General features: G+C 37.2%; 5 protein-coding genes. All 5 read right to left on the bottom strand.

The annotated features are described in order from the left end of the window. Window positions 1–29: 29 nt before the first annotated feature. A complete protein-coding gene (locus tag MM213_RS02880; protein WP_241409998.1) occupies window positions 30–1,805 on the bottom strand; it encodes a RagB/SusD family nutrient uptake outer membrane protein in 1,776 nt (591 codons plus the stop codon). Window positions 1,806–1,817: 12 nt separating this feature from the next. Beyond that, window positions 1,818–4,847, bottom strand: coding sequence for a SusC/RagA family TonB-linked outer membrane protein (locus MM213_RS02875; RefSeq protein ID WP_241409997.1), 3,030 nt, complete (start codon window positions 4,845–4,847; stop codon window positions 1,818–1,820). 36 nt (window positions 4,848–4,883) lie between these two features. Next, the gene (locus tag MM213_RS02870; protein WP_241409996.1) at window positions 4,884–6,797 is read right to left on the bottom strand and encodes a RagB/SusD family nutrient uptake outer membrane protein; all 1,914 of its coding nucleotides are present in this window, start codon (window positions 6,795–6,797) and stop codon (window positions 4,884–4,886) included. 13 nt (window positions 6,798–6,810) lie between these two features. Beyond that, window positions 6,811–10,236, bottom strand: coding sequence for a SusC/RagA family TonB-linked outer membrane protein (locus MM213_RS02865; protein ID WP_241409995.1), 3,426 nt, complete (start codon window positions 10,234–10,236; stop codon window positions 6,811–6,813). 1,150 nt (window positions 10,237–11,386) lie between these two features. Then, window positions 11,387–13,348, bottom strand: a complete 1,962-nt coding sequence (locus MM213_RS02860) for a sialate O-acetylesterase (RefSeq protein WP_241409994.1) — start codon at window positions 13,346–13,348, stop codon at window positions 11,387–11,389. Window positions 13,349–13,718: the final 370 nt, after the last annotated feature.

Genomic DNA, 13,718 nt, shown 5'->3' with positions numbered 1-13,718 from the left:
TTAAAAGCAGGTTATTTGATTATTGGAACTTACCATCCTGTATTTTGCTTGAGAGCGTTGTATTTCAAAAGCTCACCAAGTGGAACAGGCCCATATTTCATATGATTACCAAAGACTCTATTTTGAACATTGACTACCTGACCGACGTTATTTTGAATCCTCCAACCTCTAGCTGGTTCAGTAAGATCTAAATCCCATCTTCTAATATCCCAAAATCTAAAACCTTCAAAACAAAGCTCTAGTCTTCTTTCATTCCTAATTAATGTTCTCATTGCATCTTTATCATTTTTAATAGACTCTAAGTATGCATCACCATTATCGATACCCACACCAGCACGAGCTCTTATAGCTTTAATAACATCATATGCGGAAAAACCGAAACTACCAGTACCTGTAGGGCCAAAAGCCTCATTAGCAGCCTCTGCATAAATCAAGTACATCTCTGTGTATCTAATTCTAGGCATGACGTGTAACTGTCCATTTACTGAATTTGGGTTAAGGTTCACATCTTGTCTAAGGAGTTTACGCATATAATAGCCAGTTCTGGTAGACACTTCTACTCTGTTGAAACCATCATTTGTTCCTCCATCAGCAGCAGTGTTTATCACTGCACTATTTGGACCTGCTGTACTACCATTGACTACCACATACAAGTTCAATCTCGGATCTCTACCTGCATATGGGTTGCTCGGGTTATAATTACTGTTAGGATGTGTAATTGGATAACCATTTGCAGAAGGAAATGCATCTACAAGGTTTTGAGAAGGATTCAGAAGTCCATTTCCAAACTGTGTTGGAGGGAAATGCTGAGCTTCTAAGTTACTGGAAACACCCCCAAGTGATGTTCTCCAAAGTATTTCACTTTGATTGATACCTCCACCAAGGTTATTGATTTCAGCAACATTAGAATACCATGTAAGGCCTGTTGGAGAAATACCAGCAACACCCCCGTTGAGCTGTAGAAACTGACCTGCATAATTAGCAGCATCTACCCAAGTAGTCGTATTTCCTTGACTAAAAGCAGGACTCGCAGCCATCAATGCAGCCTGCGCCTTGATAGCCATAGCAATTCTACCGCTTAAAAGCTGTCTTGCATCCTCGCCAAAAATCCTATTGTAATCATTTCTGTTCGCTCCAAGTGCTCGGTACTTTTCAGGGACTTGATTTTCGCTAGGGATATTTTCAAAATCAAGAGGCAAAAGGCTTCTAGCTCTTTCCACATCAGCATATAGCTGTTGCATACATTCCTCGAAAGTATTCCTCGGTCTGTTGAACTCAGAATTTAGATCTTCAGGATTATCCATAATCTGAACCCCAAGTAGCTGACCATCTGCCATTCCTCCATGAGACTGCAAGAGATGGTACATAAACAAAGCTCTAAGACCATATGCTTCTCCCTTGATTCTATCGGCAAACATCCTATCTAACATCGGATTACCTACAGTGAAAGTCACACTATCAGATGCTACTATCATTAGATTAAGGTATTGGATTGCTGCCTTTGAATTTGCCCATTGATTCAATGGATTATTGTCAGCAGCCCATTGGCCTCCAGCAAGATTGAAGAAAGCATTGTTTTCATTGTTACTTACAGCATCGTCGGTGGCCATGTCATTAAATGACCAACCATTTCTAGGGATTCTTGCATATCCATTGATAATCAACCCTTGAGCGAACCTTGGTTCGTTATAACTACTCTCAAGGTCTCTATTATTTTGAATTGCAGGCTCTAATAAATCAGCACAACCAGAAATAACTGTCGTCAAGATCACTGAAAGCCATACTAAGTATTTTATATTTTTCATATTTTTCATGAATTAAAACTGTGCAGCTAAACCTAAATTGAAGAATCTTGTCTGAGGTGCTGAACCTATGTTCATTTCTAGAATTCTTCTGTTTGGAGCGATAGTCAACAGATTGGCACCATTGATATAAATGTCAAGATCTTTGACAAATCTTCCTCCAAAAACTCTTTCAGCAGGTAGCTTATAGCTAAGCTGTACCCTAGATAGATCAAACCTATCAGTGCTGTACAACCAGAAGTCCGAGTTTCTAAAGTTATTTGCACCATTCAGTGTTGTCAATCTTGGGAAAGTCGCTGAATCCGAAGTAGCTTCTGTCCATCTTCCTCTTACCTCTTCAGAGTACTTAGCTTCGCCAGATACCCAGAAATATGAACTATTGCTTATTGCATAAGCTCCACTTCTCATCATACCTAATGCAAAGAATGTGAAGTTTTTGTATTCAGCAGTGATGTTTAGGCCAAGTGTAAGTGGAGCACCAAACCAACCTCCTTTACCAAGGAAAACTTCATCTTGCGGTGTAACTCTTCCATCACCATTTTGATCTACATATTTAAGATCTCCTGGAAGTACCTCTCCGAAGATTTGTGTTGGTGAGGACTCTATTTGTGCAGCATTAGAGAAAAAACCATCATTTCTCAATCCCCAAATTGCATCTAAAGGTCTTCCACTTCTTTCTTGATAAGAGTCTAGCCAGTTTTCCCCTCTTTGAGTTGCTTTAGTATTATAATATGTTCCAACTACTCCTACATTTAATTTCACATCACCAATTTTTTCTTTAACATTCAAATTAAAGTCAAAACCAGTTCTCAAATCATTGTTATAATTTTCGAATGGAATAAATGATGAAGCTGGAAATCCAGTGGTAAAGTAAGCTGGATAAATATCACTTCTCTGTACCAAAAGCCCCGTCATTCTACTGATGAAAGCAGACCCTGTAAAGAATAGTCTATTTTGGAAAAAAGATCCTTCTATACCAAAATTGACTTCTTCCCTTTTAGGAAATCTCATGTTTGGATTTGCACCTCTTCTTGAGATTGTAGTCAAGTTATTTAAACCGTCTTTCCAAGTGTAGAACACAGTTCCGTCACCTTGCTGAGTGTACACTTGTTCGTACATGTAGTAATCAACTATATCCAAATCTGTATGGATTACACCTCCAGAAACAGAAAGTAGTAGATTGTTTACAACGTTAGAGTTTTTCAGGAAACCTTCATTACTTAGTCTCCAACCTAATGACATAGTCGGAGAGAATGCCTGACGGTTGTTTTCTGGCAACCTTGCAGAATGAATTATAGCACTATTCATCTCTACCAAAAATCTGTTTTGATAATTGTATCCAAAGTGCAAACCAATATTGGCATTGCTTACTCTATGGTACATTTGGGAAACAGAAGTTTGAAATCCTCCTGCTACGAGCATAGCAGAAAACTCGTGGTCATCATTCACAACAGTATTGTAATTCAGCTGTGCAGACATTGACATTGTTTGCTGAAATCTATTGCCACTGATGTTTTGAGTTCGAGTACTCGCATCTTGACCAAACCTAGTCAAACCAGTGATTAAGTCCTGACCGGCATAATTATTCCATTGCGGTTGGTAGACAGCATAATTGTTATTGAATGCCAAGTTGTAGGAAGTTTGATAGTCCAAACCAAACCTGTAACCAAAGGTCAAACCTTTCAATACATTTTGAAGATCTGCATTTACGCCAGTATTAAACTGATATTGTCTGCTTGTAAACTGATTTGAGCCTCCAGCATAAATCCCAGCGATAGGGTTTGTTTGCTCCAATTGAGTACCACCCAACAAAAATTGTCCATCTATTACGTGGCTACTATTATTGACAAAACCTTGTGAAACCAAATCATCTTCTTCTATCATACTAATTGGTACCAAAGGAGAAAATCTATGTGGCCTAATCGTAGCAGCACCCTGCCAGAAATTAGCATTGACTCCTTTACCATTATAAAAGATTACTGCTGCATCAGCAAAACCAGTAATGTTTTTAGTAAGATTCATGTCAACATTACCACGAATATTAAATCTTTCGTTTCTATTTTGTGCTGCTTGTCCGAAGTTCAATAGTGATCCTTCAGACATAAAGCCCATATTCGTGTAGTAGCGTGCTCTATCATTTCCACCACTGATTTCCATAGTAGCATCTTGTCTGCTATATGCTTTTTGCAGATAATCAGTTGAATAGAAATCTAGATTAGGATATCTAAAAGGGTTTTCTCCAGATCCATGATTGAAAATTTCTTCTTGAGAGAACAAAGGCTGAAGGCCATCATTTGTTCTAGCTTCATTATACAAAGTCATATATTCCGCAGAACCAAGATACTGAGGGATTCCACGCGCTACATGTAATCCTGTATTTGCACGAACATTCACTATTTGTTTACCTACAGATCCCCTCTTTGTTGTAATAAGTATGACACCCTTCGCGGCTCTGCTACCATAAAGTGCTACAGCAGATACACCTTTCAGGAAAGTCACTTGCTCTACTTCAAGCGCATTCACACTACCTACATCGCGAGGAACTCCATCAACAAGAAGTAAGTATTCATTGTTACCCCAAATATTTCCATGAAATCCAGGAGCAAACCCTTCCATATTATCCAAGGGCCAAGTGAAATAACTCTTCTCTATCAATTCAGGAACATTTACATAGCTAATTCCACCAGTGAGGTTTGCTTGATCTTTGGTTTGGTAAGCAGTATTTACTTGCCTTGATACCCACTCATCGAACAAAACTATTTCGCTTAAATTGTTAGTAACTCTCAACACCTTTGATTCAAAACCTGGAGCGGTAAAAATCAATACAGAATTGAGGCCTACTTCAATTTCAAAAGCACCATTTATATCGGTCTTTGTAAGCTCTTCTTCCAAGTCATTTCTAACAATGGCATTGGAAAGAGGCTCGCCTTTTTGGTCTATTACCTTTGCTTTGAGTTGTATTGTCTGAGCATTTTGTGCAATCAGCCCCAAGGGGAACAAAAACAAAGCTAACATCAGGCATCTTAATATATTTTTAAATTTCATTAGAAGCTTTTTTAGTAAGTTTGATATATGAAAATTTTACCAACCTGGATTCTGTCTAAATTCAGGATACAAAGTCACATCAGAAACCTTAAGCGGTAACCAATAATGTCTTTCCGCAAGTGGTCTTTCCAATAACACTTCTTCGCGGTAATTCACAACCCTCATTTCTGCAGGATCACCACCCACGCTTGACTCAGGCGATCTATCAAACTCAATAGCTGACTTCAAAGTATATGGTCTTTCGATAAGCAATAACCATCTCCTTAGGTCATTGAAACGATGTCTTTCAAAAGCTAACTCAACAGCTCTTTCCCTTCTTATCTCTTCTAAGAATACATTGACAGAAGTCTGGAATTTAGGCAAAACGCTAGGCATACCAGCTCTTTCTCTGATTACATTTACAGCATCTACTGCAGTTTTGTCGAAATTAGAAGACTTGCTGAGTACGGTGTTGTGTCCCATCAAAGCAGCCTCTGCATACATCAAGTATACATCTGCCAACCTCAAATAAGGAACATTCAAATGCAAAGCTGCACCAAATGCGAAAGCATTGTCATAAGCATTTGCTTGTAAAGGCACAAACTTCCTATTCACAAATCCTGTAGGACTACCTGACACAGCTCCACGATAACTTCCACCTGTAAATAGATTCGCATAGCGGTTATCTTCTTGGTTAGGAGGCATCGAACCTTGCACTACCTGTACACCATCATAAATCACACTCTTGTAAAATCTAGGATCTCTACCTCTGAATGGGTATTCAGGGTCATAACCAGATTCTGTATCAGGCTGACTTACATTAGTAGGTAATGGATGACCGTTTGCCATACCGAAATTTCTATTGATGTAGTTTGCAGTAGGTGCAAACTTGGTGGCGTCACCATCTACAATAATTGATGGGAAAAACTGCTTCGTAATACCCCAGTTAGACTGATCACCTGACCAATACAATGATCTGAATAAAGATTCTGTACTTCCAGAGAGTGCCCAGTTTTGACCCATTGTATAAAACAATCCATGCCAACGATCAAAAGGAACTAAAGCGTACTGAGTTTGATTAGTTTCTACCAAATTCAAAAGCTCTCCAAATGCTTCTGCAGATCTTCTACAAAAATCAGCATTGTAGCTTCTGTTTCCAGTAGATTCTAGATTCATCAATGGACTACCAGCATAGAGTAGATTTTTACCCAAGTATGCTAAGGCCATTATTTTATTGATTCTAAGTTCATTTCTACCAAGAGTTCTACGTCCTGCTACGGTATTGTCCCAGTTGATTGGGAGCAAATCTGCAGCTCTTCTAAAATCAGCTGCAGCTTTTTCGGCACTTGCGTGATAAGATAGTCTAGGCTCTCTAAGTTGCTGATCACCTGGAAGCACTCTATCCACATAAGGAAGTCCACCTACATGCTGAATCAGCATAAAGTGAAACCAAGCCCTGAAAAACAATAGTTGTCCTTCAATCAAAGCTCTTTCCTCATCAGTGGCATCAGTCATTCTGTGTAGATTTTCCAAACCAAGATTTGCTTTTCTGATACCGTACCATGCTAGTGGCCATAAGCCCTTTGTATGTGGGTTACTATTGGTATTTGCAGACCATTTGTCCATCCAACTAGCTTGACCTCCATGACCAGAATGTTCTACTTGCCATGCCCAAAAGTTACCTCTATCAAAAGCGAAAGTAACATGGAAATTGCCAGCTGCAGAGACCATTTCATCTTCCCCCCAATTCCATGAAGCAGTCCAATAACTGGTTGTGAAATTTGGAATACATTGATAAAGTTCTTCAGTATAACCTTGGAAATTTTCAAAATTCAAAAATGCTATTTCTTCAGAAATCACTGATTCGGGTGTCCTCTCTAAATAATCTAGACAAGAGGAAGACAATACAAGAATCAGGCATGCAGAGAAAATTATTTTTGATCTATTTTTTATATAATTAATCGTTTTCATTTTAATCTTAGTTTTAGAATGTCATTGTTAATCCTAAATTCACTCTTCTTACCATAGGGTAAGCACCTTCCCAAGCTGCTCCTGTACCAAAGTTTGACTCTCTATCATCTGGCATTTTACTCCAGACCAATAGATTGTTTCCATTAAGAAACACTCTCAAACCTCCCATACCAAGCTTATTAGCTTTTGCTCTATCAAACGAATACGCCAATTCTGCATTTTTTATTCTCAAGTAAGATCCATCATATAGATACCTTGAACCATAATAATATGACACTGGAGTCAACCATACTGGAAGTGGAGTTCCTGCTTCAGGATTATCCTTTGACCAGTAAGTTCCTTCATCGTATACCAAATTTCTCTGGCCATCAAGGTTGGTGAAAGGAACACTCCTTGAAACATTGTTGACACCGTACAATTGTACAAAAAAGGATAGCCCTTTATACTCTACACCAATATTGGTGTTGAATGTGTTTTGAGGAACACCAGAAAATCCAAAAGGAGCAGAATCAAAGGCATCAATAACACCATCACCATTAAAATCTACAATTTGATATCCCCCTGGAAGCTTGCTTCCATTATTAGTATTGTGAGGAGTACTTGCATATACTTCATCCCAAGTATTGTAGAATCCGTGATCTATATGTGATCTGTTTTGACCTAATTGGAATCCTGCTTGCTTTTGATAATCAATCAAGAACTCTGGGTCATCTCTATTAATAACAACATCTACCGCTCTTGTGATAGCTAAATCAGCCCAAACACGCACACCATTTTTCAATGTTCTATTCAGACCAAGCATAAGCTCGTAACCTGTAGTGGTCACCCTACCTAAGTTAGCTGCTGGAGCTGCTGCACCAAAATAACTTGGAATAGATCTATCTCCTGCCATCAAAATATCAACCCTATCATCCTTGAATACATCTACACTACCATCAAGTAGGCCGTTGAATAAACTAAACTCTGTTTTAAAATTATACTTATAAACAGTCTCCCATCTTACATTTGGGTTGCCCAATACCTGCTCTCTATACCATTGAAAAGGTGAATTATCATCTCTCCAGCCTACAGTAGCCAATCTAGACGCACCACCAAATGCCCACTGATTCATATATAGGAACCTACCTCCTATATTGTCATCACCTACCTGACCATACGAGGCTGTTACCTTAAGAAAATCTACAGCAGAAATTCTCTTCATAAAATTCTCCTCCGAAACGACCCATCCAATTCCACCTGATGAGAAAAATGCAAATCTATAATCGATTCCAAATTTCTCAGAACCATTGTATGCACCATTATATTCTACCAAATACTTTCTTTTGTAATCATAAACAGCTCTGAAAACCCAATCCTCACGATAACTTGGGATCATATTTCCAATGGCATCTTCCTGACGGCTAAATAGCCCCATTAGATTGATATTATGATCATTTTTGATAGTAGTAGTATAGTTCAATTGCCCCTGGTAGAATAATCTCCTCTGAGCACCTTGTACATTTCCGCCTTGAGTAGTCCAAGCAATAGGTTGGAAGAAATCAAAATTACTGTTGTCAAAGTTATTCTTAAGGTTGACTCTGCCTGTAACTGGGTCAATCCACATTTCTTCCGTATTGTTGAATAGATCGTTTACCCCTCTACTGTTTTCAGTAAAAGTGTTATCTACAGCCAATGTGCCTCGGAAATTCAATCCTTTAATTATCTTTCCTAGATCCTGTTCCAAGACGATGTTTGTGGATAAACTTGTAGTGGTAATATTCTCAACACCACCGATAGCCAAAACTCGAGCTGAGTTTATTGCTCCATAATCATCTAGAGGATAGTATCCCCACAGACCGTTTGCGTACCTTGGTACAAATGCATCAGGTGGGTTTCTATAAGCCGCTCTCCAGAAATTGGCATCATTGCCGCCATTCCATGGTGTCTGCCTTACTCCATAAATACCTCCAAGATTAACTTTCAAGACAGTCGATGGTGAAAGTTGAAAATCAAGGTTATTTCTAAAATTCAATCTGTTAAAATTGTAACCTGGTTGATATCCTCTATTGTTCTCAAAATCTTTGAACAAATCACCTTCATTCTGAAAATCAAATGCAGCAAAATACTTTGTGAATTTTGTACCTCCACTGATCGCAACATTTGCATTGTATGCCATTGCATAATCATTGAACAAATAGTCTTGCCAGTCGATATTTGGATACCTCTCAGCTTCTTCTAAATTTGCAGGATTTCTATATTTTTCTCTGATTTCTTGTGGAATCATTTGAGACCAAGCTTGTGGACTTACAGAAAGCTCTCTTTCGATTGCTTGATTTCTAATCCCAATTGCATCATAAGCATCCATTTTCCCAGGTAGTTTGGAAGGAGATTTTACGGTAGCATTTACTCTTGCTACTATTTCAGCTTTACCTTCTTTACCTCTTTTTGTGGTTACGATAATAACACCATTTGCACCTCTAGAACCAAAAACTGCTGTAGCTGAAGCATCTTTCAATACAGATATAGATTCTACAGAACCTACGTCCATTTGATTAAAAAATTCTGGACGTTCTACTCCATCTACCAATATAAGAGGTGAATTACCATTCCAGCTGTTCTGACCTCTAATGAAAATCTGAGGCTGTTCATCACCCGGCATACCAGAACCTTGTGTAGTAATCAAGCCAGGAAGGTTACCAGTCAAAGCAGCACCTAAACTTGAAACACCACCTGTTCTTTGAAGCACTTCACTATTGGTTTGAGAAACCGCACCGATTAGCGTTTCCTTACGTTGTTCACCGTAACCGATTATCACAAATTCTTCCAATGAAGAAATGGTTTCAACCAAACTTACATTATAAGATGATCTACTTGATGTGACTTGCAACTCGATACTTTCATATCCTATGAAACTAACAATAAGTGTCTCTCCTACTTCTGCATTGATTGAGTATTTACCATCAATATCAGTGGCTACACCTCTAGTAGTACCTTTTATCAAGATCGTAACACCTGGGATTGGTAGACCATCCTTGCTATCTGTGACTACTCCGGTAATTTGTGCAAACACCTCTTCTGACTTGTCAACTTTCAATTGACTTGTTGATTGACTATTGGAACTTTTAGAATTATTGGTATTATACTCAAATTTGTTTTGAGCAGCCAATTGTTCGATCACTGTAGATTTAGAGTCATTTGTCAAAGATTTTTTACCATCTTCTTTTTCAGTTATTGATTGACCCTTTTCCTGATAATTATTCATCAACTTAGATTCCTCTCTAAGTTCACCTTGCACATTTGCCGAATTTGACAATTCCAAATTCACAAATTCTTCTGAGAAATTTCCGCTGGCATTTCCAGTATGCGCATGCGAAACAGTTGTAAAGACAAGCTGCAACGATAGGACATACGCTAAGTTCTTCGATAAGTAGCAGAACCGCCTTAGTAAATTTATATCCATATAATTTTAATAATATTAATTTAAGGTTTGAAAGATTTAGTAATCTGCTAAAATCAAGCATAAAACTTGAAGTCTAGCAAAAGCAGAAGTTTGAAACTCCGCGGATAATCCTGCTAGCTTGTATTTAGTTTGAAATCGATCATTTTGTTGATTTTGGGTTGTATGTAGATATTGAATATTATTAGTAAACTGAGTTTCTATTTTGAAGTCCAATTCTAAATCTCAATCATTTGACTACAGCAATTGAAAAGCAAAAGATGATCTCCTAGGAAAACATTAATGTATCCTAAGGAAATCACTTCATACTTGTCGAGCTTGACGAGATCGATGAGTGAAAATATTTGAAAATAAGAGGATGAATTGGTTTTGGGAGAATGCATTAAAAGCACTCAAAATACCACTCCCTGATGGGACTGATATTAAAAAGAATTTGTAGTAATCGTGTAACATTTTATTTCGGGTTTTAAGTGTAATTGACTTAATCAAATATATATATAATAATATGTAAAATAAACTCAGACTAATAATAACAAACAATTGATATTCAGAATGTTATAAAAGTCATTGCGTTTATTAAAACCGCAAAAAATTATGAAAAAGCCCTCTACAAGCAATAGAATAAGGTTTTTGGTGAAATTCACAAAAAATAGCCATTTCGCTTAAATGAACTTATTGATTATCAAGTACTTAAGCTTGTTTTTTGCTAATTATTTTTTTAACATATTTGGTTAGAAAATCAAGCCCAAAGGATTATTCCTGAATTATTAACATCAAGCAAATATAATTGCGAGTATTATAATTTGTATAGCAGGAACCTATTGTTTGAGACAATTATTTTAAAATTCAGAATTTTCTAATAATCAGCACTTTAGCTTAAATGGTTATTCGTAAGGACAATAGTAAGCGAATTTCCCTATAAAATCTCCTACGGGTAGTCGATATTTACTCCACGCCTATGTGTCTTGGCATTGCACAAAAGGGTTGTTGGTTGATTAGTTATTAGTGCATCTATTGACTTAACACATATCAATTTAATTGACTACTGATAAGAAAGCGGATATACATTTACCTAGCTTTTAAAAATGCCTTTAGAAAACTTATTCAACATAAAATTAGCTCTAGTTTAACGAGCGATTAACGACAAAATAGCTTAAAGCTCTGAAAAAATCACTTCAAAGGGTGATGCCGGAATTTTGATTGAATTGATCAAATTGGCCCATTCGGGATTATTTGCCCATGCATACCTTAGCATGAATGGCCGTTGCCTTGTATCGTACTTAATGATTACTTTATTCTTTTTTGCAATAGTACCATTTACCCATTTGAACTCACCATCTTTCCCAGCCAATGCAATTCCACTCACAGGCATCATATCAGAGGTATTCAAACCCTTACCTGTTTCCGTGAAAGTTAGAACAATTCTATCTTTTTTGATTTTTGACTTTTGAAGTAAAGGTCCAGAAAAAGGTCCATCTTTCTCACCATAAACTAGCTGCGCTGCCTGAAGCGCAAGTCTGTCCCCTACTGTTTTCTTATCCAAAGGATGAATATCATTGGCTTCACCAACATCAATAGTTATAGCCATACCAGTATGCGGAATTGCTAAAGTTTTTCTTTGGACTTCACGCATCTCTGCCCACTCACTTTCTTGAGGTTGATCGACAACCTCCATAAAATTAGGCAATTGCACATACAAAAAAGGAAGCTTAGGTTTCTTCCATTCTTCGCGCCAGCCATTTATCAAAGATATTAATTGCTTTTCATAAAGTTCTGCTTGGCCTGCATTTGATTCTCCTTGATACCAAAGTATTCCTTTGAAAGTTACTTTATGCAAAGGGGCTATCATTGCGTTATACAAACCCATTGGTTTGAACCTTATGGTCGTTTGATTTGGTGCTTTTTCCATTATAGCACCAACTTGATATTGCCAATCCTTGCTCAAATCAATTCTTTTCTCTCCTATTTGAAGCACATAAGGTTTTTCTTTGATAAATCCACCTCTGCCATTTTCGCTGACAATTCTGACTACCAAAATGTTCTTCCCTTTTTTCAAAACCTCATTTGGTACATTATACCTTCGCGGTGGATATCTGTATCCAGTACTTCCTACAAGTTGGCCATTGATGTATGCTTGATCACTGTCCACCAGCGTACCTAGCAAAAGCTTAATTTCCGAAGCTTCAGAAGGGTCAAAATCAATATTTATTACTTTTCGAAACCAAAAAACACCATTTACAGACCTGTTACCGTCCAAAGGCCAAAAATCTACATCATGCATTTTTTGCCAGTCATTTGGCTCAAAATCATTTGAAAACCAAGGTAAATTCTTATCTAAAAGACCTAAATCTTTTGATCTCAACTCATTTCTCCAGTAGTCTATTTTTTCTTTATCAGTTCTCTCTATTTCCTCAATCACACCAGGTGTTTGAAAATGAAGTGCTTCTTGATAGTCTTTAGGAAATTCCTTTAGATCTTCTTCTCTAAGCCATGACTGTATCGGTGAACCTCCGACACTGGCATTGACCATACCTATGGGTACATCATATTTTTGGTTGAGATTCTTTGCGAAAAAATAAGCCACTGCCGCAAATGACCTAATATTTTCTTCATTCAATTCAAGCCATTTCCCTCCTTTCAAATCATCTTTTACTTCTGTAAAAGTATAATCATCCGGTACATCAAAATACCTTATTTTCAAATTTTCAATATTTGAAAACTCGTCTGGAAACATAGGTTCTACTCTTTCCATCGTCGTTTCCATATTGGATTGACCAGAACAAAGCCACACATCGCCGAGTAGAATATTCCTGATTTCTATTTCTTCATCTGAATTTGAGATACGGATTTCAAATGGGCCACCCGCAGGCATACTTGGAATAGTGACATTCCATTTCCCAAAAGAATCCACCATGGTCTTTAATTTTATGCCGTTAAAATCAATCTGGATTTCATCATTTGGGTTAGCCCAACCCCAAATGTTGGTATCCACCCCCCTTTGTAAAACCATTCCATCGCTTATCAAAAAAGGCAAACGAATCTGTCCTAATGCAGGGATCACTTGCACAGTATTCAATAAAAAGTAAATGAATAATACCTGGTATAAACGATGCATTTTGGGCTAGTTAATCGAGAATTAAAGTTAGAGATAATCCAGTTCATATTACCACTAACACTATTTCACTTCTTAAACCTGAATAAAAAAATCAATAATTACAACCGATTTCATATTTTATTTAAAAAATTTATGACGAGTTCAATTAAAGAGATGTTTAATAATTATTATTAAAATATTAATTTATAAAATTGAATGAAACTTGTTCGATGAATAAAAAAAATAAAAGTCTCAAAAAAGAAGAAAATAAAAACGTATGGCAATCTGCATCAAACATTAATCTGGATCAAAACTATTAAAAAAAATAGCAAGACATTGATAAAACGTAACTATCTGCCCCCGAAAAGAACAACAGCTATACTATGACAAT

This window comes from Belliella alkalica, assembly GCF_022549785.1.
Lineage (GTDB): Bacteria > Bacteroidota > Bacteroidia > Cytophagales > Cyclobacteriaceae > Belliella > Belliella alkalica.
Note: the sequence above shows the minus strand (reverse complement) of the source record. Positions and strands in the feature narration are given on the sequence as shown.

Excerpts from the sequence above, each read along its gene's own strand:
- MM213_RS02880 (WP_241409998.1), bottom strand. The coding sequence starts at position 1,805 with ATGAAAAATATAAAATACTTAGTATGGCTTTCAGTGATCTTGACGACA.
- MM213_RS02870 (WP_241409996.1), bottom strand. The coding sequence starts at position 6,797 with ATGAAAACGATTAATTATATAAAAAATAGATCAAAAATAATTTTCTCT.
- MM213_RS02860 (WP_241409994.1), bottom strand. The coding sequence starts at position 13,348 with ATGCATCGTTTATACCAGGTATTATTCATTTACTTTTTATTGAATACT.
- MM213_RS02875 (WP_241409997.1), bottom strand. The coding sequence starts at position 4,847 with ATGAAATTTAAAAATATATTAAGATGCCTGATGTTAGCTTTGTTTTTG.
- MM213_RS02865 (WP_241409995.1), bottom strand. The coding sequence starts at position 10,236 with ATGGATATAAATTTACTAAGGCGGTTCTGCTACTTATCGAAGAACTTA.